Origin of the sequence: Vogesella oryzae (assembly GCF_902829295.1) — a bacterium.
Classification (GTDB): Bacteria; Pseudomonadota; Gammaproteobacteria; order Burkholderiales; family Chromobacteriaceae; genus Vogesella; species Vogesella oryzae.
In genome coordinates this window covers 1-13,821 of record NZ_CADEPL010000029.1, presented here as the reverse complement: position 1 = coordinate 13,821, position 13,821 = coordinate 1, and the positions used below count along the sequence as shown (strand labels likewise).

Sequence of the window (13,821 nt, the reverse complement as noted above, 5' to 3'; positions counted from 1 at the left end):
GGAACAGACGATGAACACCCAGATTCACGACACCGACTTCGGCACCCCGGCCCGCGTCTCCGAGCGCATGGTCACCCTGGAAATCGACGGCCAGCAGGTCACCGTGCCGGAAGGCACCTCGCTGATGCGCGCCGCCGCCGAGGCCGGCAGCATGGTGCCCAAGCTGTGCGCCACCGACAGCCTGGAGCCGTTCGGCTCCTGCCGGCTGTGCCTGGTGGAAATCGACGGCCGCCGCGGTTTTCCCGCCTCGTGTACCACCCCGGCCGAAGCCGGCATGGTGGTGCGCACCCAGAGCGACAAGCTGCAAAGCCTGCGCAAGGGGGTGATGGAGCTGTATATCTCCGACCACCCGCTGGACTGCCTGACCTGTGCGGCCAACGGTGACTGCGAACTGCAGGACATGGCCGGCGTCACCGGCCTGCGCGAAGTGCGCTACGGCCTGGCCGGCGCCAACCACCTGGACAGCCAGAAGGACGAGTCCAACCCGTACTTCAGCTATGACCCGGCCAAGTGCATCGTCTGCAACCGCTGCGTGCGCGCCTGCGAGGAAACCCAGGGCACTTTCGCGCTGACCATCTCCGGCCGCGGCTTCGAATCGCGCGTGTCACCGGGACAAGATCAGCCGTTCATGGAGTCCGAGTGCGTGTCGTGCGGCGCCTGCGTCGACGCCTGCCCCACCGCCACGCTGCAGGAAAAATCGGTGATCCAGTTCGGCCAGCCGGAACACAGCAAGATCACCACCTGCGCCTACTGCGGCGTCGGCTGCGGCTTCAAGGCCGAGATGAAAGGCAACCAGGTAGTGCGCATGACGCCGTGGAAGGACGGCAAGGCCAACGAAGGCCATGCCTGCGTCAAGGGCCGCTTCGCCTGGGGCTATGCCACCCATCCGGAGCGCATCACCAAGCCGATGATCCGCAGCAAGATCACCGACCCGTGGCGCGAAGTCAGCTGGGAAGAAGCCATCGCCTACGCCGCCAGCGAGTTCAAGCGCCTGCAGGCCAAGTACGGCAAGGACTCCATCGGCGGCATCACTTCCAGCCGCTGCACCAACGAAGAAACCTACCTGGTGCAGAAGCTGATCCGCGCCGGCTTCGGCAACAACAACGTCGACACCTGCGCCCGCGTCTGCCACTCGCCCACCGGTTATGGTCTCGGCCAGACCCTGGGCACCTCGGCCGGCACCCAGACCTTCAAGTCGGTGGAGCATTCCGACGTGATCCTGGTAATCGGCGCCAATCCCACCGATGCGCATCCGGTGTTCGGTTCGCGCATGAAAAAACGCCTGCGCGAAGGCGCCAAGCTGATCGTGATCGACCCGCGCAAGATCGACCTGGTGGGCAGCCCGCACATCAAGGCCGACTACCACCTGGCGCTGAAACCGGGCACCAACGTGGCAATGATCACCGCGCTGGCGCACGTGATCGTCACCGAAGGGCTGCTGGCCAACGACTACATTGCTGAGCGCTGCGAAGAAAAATCCTTCCACGACTGGCGCGACTTCGTCGCCAAGCCGGAAAACTCGCCGGAAGCTACCGCCGCCATCACCGGCGTGCCGGCCGAGCTGGTGCGCGGCGCGGCGCGGCTGTACGCCACCGGCGGCAACGCCGCCATCTACTACGGCCTGGGCGTCACCGAGCACAGCCAGGGCTCCACCATGGTGATCGGCATTGCCAACCTGGCGATGGCCACCGGCAACGTTGGCCGCGAGGGCGTCGGCGTCAACCCGCTGCGCGGCCAGAACAATGTGCAGGGCAGCTGCGACATGGGCTCGTTCCCGCACGAGCTGCCGGGCTACCGCCACATCTCCGACACCACCACCCGCCAGCTGTTCGAGCAGGCGTGGGGGGTGACGCTGGACCCGGAACCGGGCCTGCGCATCCCGAATATGTTCGACGCCGCGCTGTCCGGCAGCTTCATGGGCCTGTATTGCGAGGGCGAGGACATCGTGCAGTCCGACCCCAACACCCAGCACGTCACCGCCGCGCTGTCGGCGATGGAATGCATCGTGGTGCAGGACATCTTCCTCAACGAAACCGCCAAGTACGCGCACGTGTTCCTGCCCGGTGCCTCGTTCCTGGAAAAGGACGGCACCTTCACCAACGCCGAGCGCCGCATCTCGCGCGTGCGCCAGGTGATGAAACCGCTGGCCAAGTACGCCGACTGGGAAGTCACCCAGCTGCTGGCCAACGCGCTGGGGCTGAAGATGGACTACAGCCATCCGTCGCAGATCATGGACGAAATCGCGCGACTGACCCCGAGTTTTGCCGGCGTCAGCTACCAGAAGATCGACAAACTCGGCAGCGTGCAGTGGCCGTGCAACGACGCTGCGCCGGATGGCACCCCGACCATGCACATCGACGGCTTCGTGCGCGGCAAGGGCAAGTTCTTCGTCACCCAGTACGTGGCCACCGACGAGAAGATCACCCGCCGCTTCCCGCTGATCCTCACCACCGGCCGCATCCTGTCGCAGTACAACGTCGGCGCGCAGACCCGCCGCACCGACAACGTGGCCTGGCATGCGGAAGATGTGCTGGAAATCCACCCACACGATGCCGAGGAACGCGGCATCAAGGATGGCGACTGGGTCGGCGTGCAAAGCCGCGCCGGCGAAACGGTGCTGCACGCCAAGGTCAGCGAGCGCATGCAGCCGGGCGTGGTGTACACCACCTTCCACTTCCCGGAATCCGGCGCCAACGTGATTACCACCGACAACTCGGACTGGGCCACCAACTGCCCGGAATACAAGGTCACCGCGGTGCAGGTGCTGCCGGTCACGCAGCCGTCGGAATGGCAGCAGGACTACCAGCGTTTCAACGAAACCCAGCTTGAGCTGCTGGAGCAGGCCGCTAGCAACGAAGGCAAGGCATGATGGCTCCGGAACAAGCACCCGCCCCCGCCGGCGCCAGCCGCTGCCAGGTGCAAACCTGGCAGGCTGGCACGGTGAGCGCACAGCAGGACACGCTGGCGGAAGAGCTGCCGGTGGCGCTGGAATTCAACGGCATCTCGCACGCGGTGATGCTGGCGACACCGCTGGACCTGGCGGACTTCGCGCTCGGCTTTGCGCTCAGCGAAGGCATCGTCGATAGCGTGCACGAGGTGTTCGACATCCAGCAGGACAGCGGCTGCGACGGCATTACCGTCAAACTGGAGATCGCCAGCGCCCGCTTTGCGCGGCTGAAGGAAATGCGCCGTAATCTGACCGGCCGCACCGGCTGCGGCCTGTGCGGCACCGAGAGCTTGGCGCACGCGGTGCGACCGCTGCAACCACTGGCCCACCCCGGCGTGGTGCACGAAGAGGCCATCCGCCGCGCGCTGGCGGACTTGCGCCAGCACCAGACGCTGCAACAACTGACCGGTGCCACCCACGCCGCCGCCTGGTGCGGCGACGATGGCAGCATCCGCGTGGTGCGCGAAGACGTTGGCCGCCACAATGCACTGGACAAGCTGATCGGCGCGGTGCTGAAATCGCGCCCCGCCGTGCTGGACGGCTTCGTGGTGGTGACCAGCCGCGCCAGCATGGAAATGGTGCAGAAAACCGTTACCGCCGGCTTTGGCTGTCTGGTGGCGATCTCCGCCCCCACCCGGCTGGCCACCGACCTCGCGCAGGCGGCCGGGCTGTGCCTGATCGGCTTTGCCAGACCGGAACGCTGGGTGGCCTACAGCCACGCCGAGCGCATCCGCGCCGCCGCCCCCGACACCCACTGCGACTGACCCCGAGAACGCTCATGGATACCCAACACCTGACCCACATGGCCAACCAGATCGGCAGCTTCTTCGAAGCCATGCCGGACCGGCAGGAAGCACTGGCCGGCATCACCCTGCACATCAAGCGCTTCTGGGAGCCACGCATGCGCCGCGCGCTGCAGCAAATCCTGCAGCAGGATGCGGCCAACCTCAGCCCCATCGTGCGCGAGGCGCTGCAGGCCGACGACAGCTGGCAGCCTGCCGCGCAGTAAGCCGCCGCCGCTACTGCATCAAGCCTTCCATGCCGGCGGCCAACCCTTGTGCCAGCCGGCGCTGCCAGCCAGCACTGCCAGGGTCGTTCAGCACCCGGTCTTCCCAGTCGAAACTGCGGATGATGCCGTTGTAGCCCAGCCAGCGCAGCGGCTCCGGCTCCCAGCGCCGCAGCCTGTCCGGCGTGGTCTGCCACGGTATCTGCAAGATGGCATCTTGCGTGCCGCAGATCAGTGCCGCCAGGGTGCGGCCAGCCAGATTGCTGGCGCCGACGCCCTCGCCGCCATAGCCGCCGGCGCTCAGCACACCGTTGGCCGCATCGACCACCACCTGCGGCGCAAAGCCGCGCGCCACGCCAAGGTTGCCGCCCCAGCCGTGGGTGATGCGCGCCTGCGCCAGCATCGGAAACAACTCCAGCATCAGCTTGCGCCGCAGCGCCACCTCGTCTGCGGTCAGGGCAAACGACGCCCGCAACTTGCCGCCGAAGCGATAGCCGCCACGGGCACCGAACACCAGCCGGTTGTCGCGGGTACGTTGGCCGTAACTCACCAGCCGGCTCCATTCGCTGAATGCCTGACCGTGCGCCAGCCCGATCTGCGCCCATAGCGCCGGCGGCAGCGGCTCGGTGGCGATGATCATGCTCTGCACCGCAATCTGCTGGGCGCGCACGCCGGTCACGCCGGCGGTGTAGGCCTCCAGCGCCGGCACCACCCAGCGGGCACGCACCCGCCCCTGTGCGGTCACCGCCTCATGCGGGCGGATGGCGCTGACCGGGCTGTGTTCGTACAGCCGCACCCCCAGCGCCTGCACGCAGCGGCGCAGCTCGCGCACCAGCTTCGCCGGCTGGATGGTGGCGACATGCGGCGAAAACACCGCGCCATACGGCTGCGCCAGCCGCAGCTGTTGCTGCAGCGCGGCGACCTCCAGCCAGGCAAAGTCTTGCGGACCGTGGCCATGCGCATGCCAGTGCGCCAGCTGCGCGCGCAGCCGGGTTGCCTGTTCCGGATAGCGTGCGGCGCAATACAGCACGCCGCCGTGGCGGAAGTCGCAGTCCAGCCCTTCCCGCGCCACCACGCGGCCAACCTCGGCCGGGATGTCGCGCAGCAGCGCCAGGCAAGCAGCACGTTGCCCGGCATCCAGGCCGGCCAGCAGCCGGTCCTCGCCGGCCAGCTCGCCGATCACCCAGCCGCCATTGCGGCCGGAGGCGCCGTAACCGGCGGTGTGCGCCTCCAGCACCACCACATCCAGCGCCGGTGCCAGCTGCTTCAGGTAATAGGCGGTCCACAGCCCGGTGTAACCGGCTCCGACAATCACCACGTCGGCAGCGGTATCGCCGGCCAAGGGCGGCGCCGCCGGCACGCTGCCCAGCTGGTCCATCCACAAACTGATTTCGCTTGCCTGCACTCTGCCACCCTCCCCGTTAGTCACGGGCCTACCCTAGCCGGCGCTGGCGGGGGCTGTCGTTGCTGCGGGCACGCAGGCAAGCTGGCGCAGATAGGCCGACGGCGTCATGCCGGTATGGTCACGGAAGGCGCGGTAGAACGCCGACAGCGAATTGAAGCCGGCGGCAAACGCCAGCTCGTCGATGCGCTGCCGGCTGGGCTGGCCGGCCAGTTCCGCCAGCAGGTAGCGCACCCGCGCCTCGTTGACGTACTGGTAGAAACGGCGGCACAGCACCTGGTTGAGCAGATAGGACAGCTGGTTGCGGCTGTAGCCGGTAGCCGCCGCTACCGCCTGCAGATTGCAGTCCGGGTCGAGAAACGGCCGCTGCTGGCGGAAATAGCTGTCGAGATCGGCGGCCAACCGGCCCAGCTGCCGCGCCGACAGCCCCAGCCGCGCCAGCGCGCTGCGATTGTCAGCGCCGCCCTGCTGGCTATCTTGCCGTTGCAGGGTGGCGTATTCGTGGATGCAGCTCAGCTGCCCCTGCCGCACCGTGATGGCCTCGCTGCTGCAAAACAGCGCGCGGCCGCCCTGCAGCGCCAGCCGGTACTGGATGAAGGCGGTGTCACCATCCACGCGGATGCGGTCACTGTGTGCCAGGTGTTCGTTGCTGCCAGCGGGCAGCGCGGCCTGCACGTAGTCCCGCAACTCGGCCAGGGTGAACACCCGGTTCTGCAGATGATCGTGATAGGCAATGTCCGGGTGGTAACAGGCGAGAATGGCGTCGAGATCGCGCTGCCGCCACGCCAGGTGGTAGCGCAGTACGGCCTGGTAGGTATCGTCGTTGAAGCCTTGGCTATCCATCGGATTCAGTCCCGGTTACGCGGCCAACGTTGGCCGCATGCAGCATGCGATAAAAGCGGCGGCAACGGTAGCCGGCCAGCCGCTTCAGCCGTTGCTGACCGCCAGCTCGGCCAGGAATTTTTCCAGCACCAGATTCGGCCGCCGCCCCTTGCGCGTCACCACCGTCAGCGGCACCTGATAGTGGCGCTCGGCCGGACAGATGGCGCGCAGCTTGCCCTGCGCCACCCAGCTGGCGGCAAAGTGGTCCGGCAGGTAGCCGATGTAGCGGCCGGTCAGGATCAGGAAGGCAATGCCTTCGCGGTCGCTGGCGGTGGCGCTGCCGTCCAGCAATTGCTGGCACTGCTGCGCCTCCGGCGGCAGGCGAAAGCCCGGAATCACCGCCGGCGAGGCGGCGATATCGGCGGCGCTGATGTCGGCATCGTCGCGCCAGAACAGCGGGTGCCCCTGGCTGCAGTACAGCAGCGAGTGCTCGTCGTACAGCGGGATGTAATCCAGCCCGGCCAGCGGGCTGACCAGCGGCACCACGCCGACGTGCAGCTGGCCGTCCAGCACCTTCAGCTCGATGTCGCTGGGCGTCATCATGCCGATATTGATGTGCACCCCCGGCCCCTGCTCGCTCAGCGCGCGCAGCGACTGGGTGATGCGCATGCGCGACTGCGTCACCAGGCTGTTGACGATGCCGATGTTCAGCTCGCCGCGCAGCTGCTGGTGCAGCTGGTTGACCTGGCTGCGGAACGCCTCGATGGCCGCCAGCACGGTGTGGCTGGCGTGCAGCACCTCGCGGCCTTCATCGGTCAACGCAAAGCCGGCACGGCCGCGCTGGCACAAGCGGATGCCGAGGCGTTTTTCCAGATCGCCCATGTGCAGGCTGATCGCCGAGCGGCTGATGCCCAGCACGCTTTCCGCTGCCGAGAAGCCGCCACACTCGGCCACGGTCTTGAACAGGCGCAGCAGGCGGATATCGAAATCACTGACCTGCCCCAGGGATGGCTTCTTGCTCATTGTTTGGTAATTACTCAACTTAACGTGAGAAAGATGTGATTTAACTCACCTACCTTCTTAATGCAAGCTGGCGGCATCAACACAGCGCTCACAGGAGCCACGTCATGTACAACAGCAACGACCAATTTGCCGTCAGCGACCTGAATCTCGATGCCCAGTGGATGCCGTTTACGGCCAACCGCGCCTTCAAGCGTGATCCGCGCATCATCGTCGGCGCCGAGGGCAACTACTTCATCGACGACAAGGGCCGCCGCATCTTCGACAGCCTGTCCGGCCTGTGGACCTGCGGCGCCGGCCACAACCGTGCGGAAATCCAGGAAGCGGTGTCCCGCCAGCTGGGCACCCTGGACTACGCGCCGGGCTTCCAGTACGGTCACCCGCTAGCCTTCCGCCTCGCAGACAAGATTGCCAGCATCATGCCGGACGGGCTGAACCACGTGCTGTTCACCGGCTCCGGCTCCGAATGCGCCGACACCGCGGTGAAGATGGCCAAGGCCTACTGGCGCCTGAAGGGCCAGCCGAGCAAGACCCGCTTCATCGGCCGCGCCCGTGGCTACCATGGCGTGAACATCGCCGGCACCGCGCTGGGTGGCATCGGCGGCAACCGCAAGCTGTACGGCCAACTGATGGATGCCGACCACCTGCCGCACACCCTGCAGCCGGGCATGGCGTTCACCAAGGGCATGGCCGAGACCGGCGGCGTGGAGCTGGCCAATGAACTGCTGAAACTGATCGAGCTGCACGACGCCTCCAACATCGCTGCGGTGATCGTGGAGCCGATGTCCGGTTCCGCCGGCGTGATCGTGCCGCCGCAGGGCTATCTGCAGCGCCTGCGCGAGATCTGCAGCCAGCACGGCATCCTGCTGATTTTTGACGAGGTGATCACCGCCTTCGGCCGCATGGGCAAGTGGACCGGCGCCGAGTACTTCGGCGTGACCCCGGACATCATCAACACCGCCAAGCAGGTCACCAACGGCGCGATTCCGCTGGGTGCCGTGATTGCCTCCAGCGAGATCTACAACACCTTCATGCAGCAGGGCACGCCCGAGCACATGATCGAATTCACCCACGGCTACACCTACTCCGGCCACCCGGTAGCCTGCGCCGCTGGCCTCGCCACCCTGGACCTGCTGCAGCGTGACCAGCTGATCGAGCAATCCGCCGCGCTGGCACCGGTGTTCGAGGAAAAACTGCATGCCCTGCGCGGCAGCAAGCACGTGCTGGACATCCGCAACTGCGGCCTGGCCGGTGCTATCCAGCTGGCTGCCCGCGATGGCGACGCCGCCATCCGCCCGTACGAGGCCGGCATCAAGCTGTGGCAGGCCGGTTTCTACGTGCGCTTCGGTGGCGACACGCTGCAGTTCGGACCGACCTTCAACACCACGGCGCAACAGCTGGACACGCTGTTCGATGCGGTAGGCAGCGTGCTGAACCAACTCGCGTAAATGACATTCGCCGCACGCCACGGCGCGTGCGGCCAAGCAGATTCCCAGATAAAGAGAGCACTAGACATGACTACCGTACAACACCTGATCAATGGTGAACTCGTCACCAACGTTGGCCGCACCGCCCCGGTGTTCAACCCGTCCATCGGCGAAGCCGTGCGCCAGGTGGCGCTGGCCGATGAGGCCACCATCCAGGCCGCCATAGCCGCGGCCAAGGCGGCGTTCCCGGCCTGGCGCAACACCCCGCCGGCCAAGCGTGCGCAGGTGATGTTCCGCTTCAAGCAGCTGCTGGAAGCCAACCGCGACAAGATTGCCGCCATGATCAGCGAAGAGCACGGCAAGACCATCGAAGATGCGGTCGGCGAACTGCAGCGCGGCATCGAGAACGTGGAATACGCCTGCGGCGCACCGGAGCTGCTGAAGGGCGAATACAACCGCAACGTCGGCCCGAATATCGACAGCTGGTCCGACCACCAGCCGCTGGGCGTGGTGGCCGGCATCACCCCGTTCAACTTCCCGGCCATGGTGCCGCTGTGGATGTATCCGCTGGCCATCGTGTGCGGCAACTGCTTCATCCTCAAGCCGTCCGAGCGCGACCCGAGCTCCACGCTGTTCATCGCCCAGCTGCTGCATGAGGCCGGCCTGCCCAAGGGCGTGATCAACGTGGTGCACGGCGACAAGGCTGCCGTCGATGCGCTGATCGAGGCGCCGGAAGTTAAGGCGCTGAGCTTCGTCGGCTCCACGCCGATTGCCGAGTACATCTACAGCGAAGGCACCAAGCGCGGCAAGCGCGTGCAGGCCTTGGGCGGCGCCAAGAACCACGCCGTGGTACTGCCGGATGCCGATCTGGATAACACCGTCAATGCGCTGATGGGCGCGGCCTACGGCTCCTGCGGCGAACGCTGCATGGCGATTTCGGTGGTGGTGGCGGTAGGCGACCAGGTGGCCGACAAGCTGGTAGAAAAACTGGTGCCGAAGATTACGGCGCTGAAGATCGGCGCTGGTACTTCCTGCGGTCTGGACATGGGCCCGCTGGTCACCGGCGCGGCACGCGACAAGGTGAAGGGCTATATCGACAGCGGCGTGGCCCAGGGGGCCGAGCTGGTGGTGGATGGCCGTCAGCTGTCGGTGGCTGGCCATGAGCAGGGCTTCTTCGTCGGCGGCACGCTGTTCGACAAGGTGACCCCGGAGATGACCATCTACCGCGAGGAGATCTTCGGGCCGGTGCTGTGCATCGTACGCGTCGGCAGTCTGGAAGCAGCCATGCAGCTGATCAACGACCACGAATACGGTAACGGCACCTGCCTGTTCACCCGCGATGGCGAAGCCGCGCGCCTGTTCTGCGACGAGATCGAAGTCGGTATGGTGGGCGTCAACGTCCCGCTGCCGGTACCGGTGGCCTACCACAGCTTTGGCGGCTGGAAGCGTTCGCTGTTTGGCGACCTGCATGCCTACGGTCCGGATGGCGTGCGCTTCTACACCAAGCGCAAGACCATTACCCAACGTTGGCCGCAGCGCGCCAACCACGAGGCGTCGCAATTCGCCTTCCCCAGCCTGTAACACGGGCCACGGCAGCCACCGCCCGGTGGCTGCCGGCTACCCCGCCATGCCACGCCTCCACGGCCAGCACAGCATCACACGCGGGCGCTGCCCTATGCAGCCCCCGCGTTGTCACGCCCGTCTGGGCGTGATCAATGCCGTACTGGCGTTCTGGGCACAGTACCATTGCCGCCACGCGCGCAACCCGCACCCCGACCCCGCCTGACTCCGCTGCCTGCGCAGCACTCCCCTACTTTGCCCGCCTGTCCACCTGAGCATTCCCGGATGCAGCCTGATCCCCGGATGCGCCTGCGGCTTAACCGGGCTACCTACTATTTCCGCATTACGGAGTCAGACATGAATGCACGCTACCAAGGCGGCAGTCAGCCACGCAGCCCGTCCTACTACAGCGCCACCATCCAGCAGGAAAGCGACTACCCGCCGTTGCAAGGCACGGTGGCAGTCGACGTGGCCATCATCGGTGGCGGCTTCACCGGCGTGGCCAGTGCCGTGGAGCTGGCCGAGCGCGGCCTGAAAGTGGCCATCGTCGAGCAGAACAAGATCGGCTGGGGCGCCAGCGGCCGCAACGGCGGCCAGGTCACCGGCAGCCTGTCTGGCGACGAGGCAATGCGCAAACAGATGCGCAACACGCTGGGTAACGCGGTGGACGATTTCATCTGGTGGCTGCGCTGGCGCGGCCACGACATCATCCTGCAGCGCGTGGCCAAGTACGGCATCGCCTGCGATCTGAAGCACGGTCATCTGCATGCGGCGATGAAACCGGCGCACATGGCCGAGTTGCGCAGCAGCTTTGAGGAGGCCCAGCGCCGCGGCATGGGCGATCAGGTAACGCTGCTGGACGCCGCCGGCGTGCGTGAGCACCTGGCCACCGACCTCTACCAGGGTGCGCTGAAGAACACCCGCAACCTGCATCTGCATCCGCTCAACCTGTGTCTGGGCGAGGCGCGCGCTGCGGCCAGCCTGGGGGCACTGATCTTCGAACACACCGAGGTACTGGATATCGTGCACGGTGCGACCCCGGCCATCGTCACCGCGCAGGGCCGCATCAACGCGAGGCAGGTGCTGCTGGCCGGCGACGTGTACCACAAGCTGGAACAGGACAAGCTGGGCGGCAAGATCTTCCCGGCCATGGGTGGCATCATTACCACCCGCCCGCTGGGTGAGCTGGCAAAGCAGCTCAACCCGCAGGACCTGGCGGTATATGACTGCCGCTTCGTGCTGGATTACTACCGCATGACCGCCGATGGCCGCCTGCTGTTCGGCGGCGGCGCCAACTACTCCGGTCGCGATTCGCGCGATATCACCGCCGAACTGCGCCCCTGTATCGAACGCACCTTTCCGCAGCTCAAGGACGTGGAAATCGAATTCGAGTGGAGCTGCGCGATGGGCATCGTGGTAAACCGCATTCCGCAACTGGGCAAGCTGTCGGACAACGTGTGGTATTGCCAGGGCTACTCCGGCCACGGCGTGGCCAGCAGCCACATCATGGGTGAAATCATGGCCGAGGCGATTACCGGCACGCTGGCGAGCTTCGATACCTTTGCCGCCTGCAAGCACGTCAAGGTGCCGCTGGGCAGCAAGCTGGGCAACCCGCTGCTGGCCGCCGGCATGTGGTACTACCAGCTGCTGGAAAAGCTGCGCTAACTCGCCGCGCAATGCCGGCGGGTGCGGCAAGCTGCGGCCAACGTTGGCCGCAGGCACCGGCTGGCCGCCACCCCCGGCAGTTGCAGCACTGCATGGCGACCACGGGCGGCAGCCATTACCCGCATGACATGAGCAGGGCTTGTTATAGTATCCGCCACCCCACCAACCACCAGCGCTGCCTGTCGCAGTATGCCGCACATGGATAACCAGCCCCGTCGACCTGACCGCCAGCAGCTGCAACACGAGCTGAGCCGCCTGCAACAGCAGTTGGCTACGTTGCAGCAGGAAAATGTCACGCTGCAGGAAAAACTGAATGCTGCGTTGGATGGCACCGGCCTGTGCCTGTGGCAGGGTTTGCTGGCCACAGGCGAGCTGCAGGTGTTCAACCTGCAAGGCTTCCAGGCTGGCGACATGGCTGCGAACTTCGACATCTGGTATGCCAAGGTGCACCCGGATGACCGCGAACGGGTGGTGGCCAACTACCAGGCCCACCTGCGCGGCGACAGCGATAGCTACGAGGCCGAGTACCGCACCATCGGCCCGGATGGCCGCATCACCTGGCTGTGGGATCGTGGCCGGGTGCTGGAGCGCGCGGCCGATGGCACCCCGCTGCGCATCATGGGTTCCCACGTCGACATCACCCCGCGCAAGGAAAACGAGCTGGCGCTGCTGCGCATGGCCCGCCACGATGCGCTGACCGGTCTGCCCAACCGCGCCGAGTTCTACCACCAGCTGGGCGATGCCATCGCCGATGCCGGCCGGCAGGCGCGCGGCCTGGCGGTGCTGTTTGTCGACCTGGACCTGTTCAAGGAACTCAACGACCGCTTCGGCCATGTGATTGGCGACAAGGCGCTGTGTGCCGTCGCCTGCGAGCTGCGGCAGATTGTCCGCGAGGGCGACCTGGTGGCGCGCCTCGGTGGCGACGAATTCATCCTGTTCCTGCGCGACGAGGCCGGCTGCCCGTCGGTGGAACACGTCAGCCAGCGCATCCTGGCGGCGCTGAACCGCAGCTTCAGCCTCGACGGCAACCTGGTCGCGCTGGGAGCCAGCATCGGCACCAGCTTGTATCCGGCGGACGGCAGCAGTGCCGAGGCGCTGGTACAGCATGCCGATGCCGCCATGTACGCCGCCAAGGCCGGCGGCCGCAGCCGCGTGCGTCACTACGTCGCCAACACCGCAACTATTTCCGGCTGAACGCCCGCCGCTACAGCGCCAGCTGCGAGCCCAGCTCCACCACCCGGTTCGGCGGCAGGCGGAAGTAGGCCGAGGCGGCGCCGGCATTGCGGAACATCGCCAGGAACAGCTTCTCGCGCCAGCGGCTCATCACTCCCGCCCCTACCTTGGGGATCAGCGTTTCGCGGCCGAGGAAGAACGAGGTGTCCATCATCTCCAGCACCAGCCCCTGCGCCTCGCACTGCACCAGCGCCTGCGGCACGTCCGGTTCGTCCATGAAGCCGAACAGCACCTGCACGCGGTAGAACTGTTCGCCCATTACCTCGACCTGCACCCGCTCGGTTGCCGGTACATGCGGGGTATCGGCCACCTCCGCCTTCAGGATCACCACCCGTTCATGCAGGCTCTTGTAGTGCTTCATGCTGTGCAGCAGGGCATGCGGCGTGCTGTGCAGGTCGGAGGTCATGAAGATGGCGGTGCCCTGCACCCGCGGTACCGCCGGCGCCATCAGCTCGACAAACTGTGCCAGCGGCATGCCGTCTGCGGCCAACTTGTCATGCACCAGCTCGCGGCCACGCTTCCAGGTGGTCATCACCGTGAAGATCAGCAGCGCCATCGCCAGCGGGAACCAGCCGCCCTCCAGCAGCTTGAAGGCATTGGCACTGAAGTAGGCGATGTCCACCAGCAGCAGGCTGCCGAGGATCAGCACGCATTTGAGCGGCGACCACTGCCACTGCTGCCGCGCCACCATGAAGGTGAGGATGGTGGTGATCACCATGGTGCCGGTCACCGCGATGCC

11 protein-coding genes are annotated in these 13,821 nt (G+C 66.3%); 7 read left to right on the top strand and 4 right to left on the bottom strand.

The genetic code is table 11. From position 1 onward, the window contains the following. The first annotated feature begins 10 nt into the window (after positions 1 to 10). Genes fdhF through HU218_RS11830 form a run of 3 tightly spaced genes read left to right on the top strand, consistent with a single transcriptional unit; the run spans position 11 to position 3,956 of the window. A complete protein-coding gene (fdhF, locus tag HU218_RS11840; RefSeq protein WP_174875149.1) occupies positions 11 to 2,869 on the top strand; it encodes a formate dehydrogenase subunit alpha in 2,859 nt (952 codons plus the stop codon). Beyond that, positions 2,866 to 3,711 (top strand): formate dehydrogenase accessory sulfurtransferase FdhD, encoded by an 846-nt coding sequence (gene fdhD, locus HU218_RS11835; protein ID WP_174875148.1) that lies wholly within the window; start codon positions 2,866 to 2,868, stop codon positions 3,709 to 3,711. Before fdhF ends, fdhD begins: the two co-directional genes overlap by 4 nt. A 14-nt stretch (positions 3,712 to 3,725) precedes the next feature. Next, positions 3,726 to 3,956, top strand: coding sequence for a formate dehydrogenase subunit delta (locus tag HU218_RS11830; RefSeq protein ID WP_174875147.1), 231 nt, complete (start codon positions 3,726 to 3,728; stop codon positions 3,954 to 3,956). Between the two features lie 10 nt (positions 3,957 to 3,966). Here HU218_RS11830 and HU218_RS11825 read toward each other — a convergent pair whose 3' ends face one another. The 3 genes from HU218_RS11825 to HU218_RS11815 form a co-directional block, all read right to left on the bottom strand. Beyond that, positions 3,967 to 5,358: an NAD(P)/FAD-dependent oxidoreductase gene (locus HU218_RS11825; protein ID WP_217450804.1), complete on the bottom strand. Its 1,392-nt coding sequence runs from the start codon at positions 5,356 to 5,358 to the stop codon at positions 3,967 to 3,969. A 33-nt stretch (positions 5,359 to 5,391) separates the two neighbouring features. After that, positions 5,392 to 6,198 (bottom strand): AraC family transcriptional regulator, encoded by an 807-nt coding sequence (locus tag HU218_RS11820; RefSeq protein ID WP_174875146.1) that lies wholly within the window; start codon positions 6,196 to 6,198, stop codon positions 5,392 to 5,394. An 84-nt stretch (positions 6,199 to 6,282) separates the two neighbouring features. Then, positions 6,283 to 7,200, bottom strand: a complete 918-nt coding sequence (locus HU218_RS11815) for a LysR family transcriptional regulator (protein WP_174875145.1) — start codon at positions 7,198 to 7,200, stop codon at positions 6,283 to 6,285. Between the two features lie 104 nt (positions 7,201 to 7,304). Here HU218_RS11815 and aptA point away from each other — a divergent pair, with 104 nt between their 5' ends. The 4 genes from aptA (at position 7,305) to HU218_RS11795 (ending at position 13,043) form a co-directional block, all read left to right on the top strand. Continuing rightward, on the top strand, positions 7,305 to 8,645 hold the full coding sequence (gene aptA / locus HU218_RS11810) for an omega-aminotransferase AptA (protein ID WP_174875144.1): 1,341 nt from the start codon (positions 7,305 to 7,307) through the stop codon (positions 8,643 to 8,645). Positions 8,646 to 8,711: 66 nt separating this feature from the next. After that, on the top strand, positions 8,712 to 10,205 hold the full coding sequence (locus tag HU218_RS11805; protein ID WP_174875143.1) for a CoA-acylating methylmalonate-semialdehyde dehydrogenase: 1,494 nt from the start codon (positions 8,712 to 8,714) through the stop codon (positions 10,203 to 10,205). A gap of 336 nt (positions 10,206 to 10,541) precedes the next feature. Next, the gene (locus tag HU218_RS11800; RefSeq protein ID WP_174875142.1) at positions 10,542 to 11,849 is read left to right on the top strand and encodes an NAD(P)/FAD-dependent oxidoreductase; all 1,308 of its coding nucleotides are present in this window, start codon (positions 10,542 to 10,544) and stop codon (positions 11,847 to 11,849) included. Between the two features lie 198 nt (positions 11,850 to 12,047). Next, the gene (locus tag HU218_RS11795) at positions 12,048 to 13,043 is read left to right on the top strand and encodes a sensor domain-containing diguanylate cyclase (RefSeq protein ID WP_174875141.1); all 996 of its coding nucleotides are present in this window, start codon (positions 12,048 to 12,050) and stop codon (positions 13,041 to 13,043) included. A gap of 10 nt (positions 13,044 to 13,053) precedes the next feature. Here the strand turns inward: HU218_RS11795 and HU218_RS11790 are convergent. Then, a partial coding sequence (locus tag HU218_RS11790; RefSeq protein ID WP_174875140.1) for a KUP/HAK/KT family potassium transporter occupies positions 13,054 to 13,821 on the bottom strand: 768 nt, incomplete at its 5' end.